The sequence below is a fragment of the Burkholderia sp. BCC1640 genome, assembly GCF_902833125.1.
Lineage (GTDB): Bacteria > Pseudomonadota > Gammaproteobacteria > Burkholderiales > Burkholderiaceae > Burkholderia > Burkholderia diffusa.
In genome coordinates this window covers 1-1,426 of sequence record NZ_CADFEF010000086.1, presented here as the reverse complement: position 1 = coordinate 1,426, position 1,426 = coordinate 1, and the positions used below count along the sequence as shown (strand labels likewise).

Below are 1,426 nucleotides of genomic sequence, written 5' to 3'. Positions count from 1 at the left end.
GGAGAATGAAATGAACGCGTCCCACCCATGCACGTGAGAGCAAAGAGGGGTGGATCCTCACGGGCCAACGGCATCGATGTGCCCAGGTGGAAAATGCACGCATTTCCCGGCAACCGGAGGATCCACGATGGACAGTATGGCCGTGGGCGTCGATATCGCCAAGAACGTGTTCCAGGTGCATTACGTTGATCAGGCAAGCGGTGAGATCGTGAACAAGGCGATCAAGCGTGCGAAGTTCCTGGAGCACTTCGCCAATCGCGAGCGGTGCGTAATCGGGATGGAGGCGTGTGGCGGAGCGCACCACTGGGCCCGAGCGCTGAAGCGGATGGGGCACGAGGTCCGGCTGATGCCGGCGGAGTTCGTGAAGGCATTCAACATCCGTAACAAGAACGATGCGGCAGACGCGCGAGCGATCTGGCTGGCAGTGCAGCAGCCGGGCAAGCCGATAGCGGTGAAGACGGAAATGCAGCAGGCAATGTTGGCGCTGCACCGGATGCGGGAGCAATTGGTGAAGTTCCGCACGATGCAGATAAACGGGCTGCGTGGACTGCTGACGGAATACGGCGAGGTGATGAGCCGTGGCCGGGCGGCACTGGATAAGGAGATACCGGCGGCGCTTGGCCGGATCGCGGAGCGTTTGCCAGCGGCGCTGATCGAAACGCTGCGCGAGCAGTGGATTGGGTTGGCGAGACTGGACGAGCAGATTGCCGAGATCGAGCGTCGGATGCGCGAATGGAAAAAGGAAGATCGGGCGGTGCAGGCGATCAGTGAGATTCCAGGTGTGGGGCTGCTGACGGCGACCGCGGCAGTGGCCATGATGGGCGATCCGAAAGCGTTCAGATCGGGACGGGAATTTGCGGCGTGGGCGGGTTTGGTGCCCAAGCAGACAGGCTCTGGCGGCAAGGTGAATCTGCACGGAATCAGCAAGAGAGGCGATACGTATCTGCGTACGTTGCTGATTCATGGCGCGCGCAGCGTGCTCACCCACGCGAGGGAACCAGGGCCGTGGGTCGAGCAGATCAAGAAACGGCGGCCAATGAATGTCGTGATCGTCGCACTGGCCAACAAGATGGCGCGGACGATCTGGGCGGTGCTTGCTCATGAGCGACCGTATCGAAAGAGCTACGTCAGCGTGAAACCAGCCTGATCGGTTCATGCGAGGTAGAAGATCAACATTGACACAGGGTGAACGTCGAAAGGTTGCGCAGTAATCGAGTGTGATGACGAGTCAGGTAGGACCGGGGCCCGCCAAGCCTGAATGTCGCCAGGAGCGTAGAGCTCGTTAGGAGAATGAGGCGCGGGTCAGCAGATTTCATAGGGGCCCGCAGCGGCGGTATTGGCTGCAACAAGGCCGGATATAGAGCTGCAGCCCATCCTGTCAGTCGGAACACACGAGAACTGTTGCAAACGGGACGCGTTCATATAG

At 60.2% G+C, this 1,426-nt stretch carries 1 protein-coding gene; it reads left to right on the top strand.

The features are described 5' to 3' along the window. The first annotated feature begins 127 nt into the window (after positions 1–127). A complete protein-coding gene (locus HWX25_RS32550) occupies positions 128–1,147 on the top strand; it encodes an IS110 family transposase (RefSeq protein ID WP_175912690.1) in 1,020 nt (339 codons plus the stop codon). The last annotated feature ends 279 nt before the right edge of the window (positions 1,148–1,426 follow it).